Here is a 739-nt window from a genome sequence, read left to right as displayed (position 1 = left end):
AGGCCGTTGTGGCAGCCCAACTCGCCGGAGGCCAGCAGGGCGCGCAGCCCGGCCAGCAGGGCGTCGTGATTGCGTTGCGCCGGGCTGCGCATATCGCGGCGCGCCGCATCCTCATCAGGAACCTCATCGATGAGGGGAACCTCATCGTAGGGGTTACACGCCCCGGGGGCCCCGAGTTTGGCCAGCACGGGTTCGAACGTGGCGCGCGCCTCGGGGGTCAGATACCCGCGGATGGGTGACATGCCGTCGTAGTGCTGGGCCCCGATGGTGATGCCGCGCTTGCGGGCACGTTCGGCATCATTGAGTTTCCCGTCGGGGTTGAGCCAGCCCATCGCCCGGCGGGCGTATTGGCCCAACTCATCGGGGCGAAACCTGCTGGCCTGACGCGCCAGATCGGCCTCGGCGTCCTCGCGGGTGCAGGCGTCGATCTCGTAGGGCAGGTCGGCAAAAAACCCGCGAATCACCCGCACATGCCCATCGCCGATCAATCCCTGGCGTTGGGCGGCCGCGGTGGCCCCCAAGGTGGGCGCCAACAACTCCCCGGTCAGCGCACGACGCTGCCCGAGATCGGCGGCCTCGGCCACCCGGCGCCCGGCATCGGCGGTGGTGATGCGTAACCGCTCGGCCAACGCACGCCCCAGCGTGTCGCCCAGCTCTGTCGTGGTGGCCTGGGCGCGTAGTTCGTTGATCAAGGTGTGCCCGGGTACGCGGACCCGACGCGCGACGCGCTCGAGGCGCT

At 70.0% G+C, this 739-nt stretch carries 1 protein-coding gene; it reads right to left on the bottom strand.

The window, feature by feature from the left end; genetic code table 11:
- Positions 1-739: DUF222 domain-containing protein (locus A5775_RS21550; RefSeq protein ID WP_156660804.1), on the bottom strand; the 739-nt coding region annotated here is incomplete at both ends.

It is taken from the genome of Mycobacterium sp. 852002-10029_SCH5224772 (assembly GCF_001667315.1).
GTDB lineage: Bacteria > Actinomycetota > Actinomycetes > Mycobacteriales > Mycobacteriaceae > Mycobacterium.
This window is presented reverse-complemented; position numbering and strand designations above follow the sequence as displayed.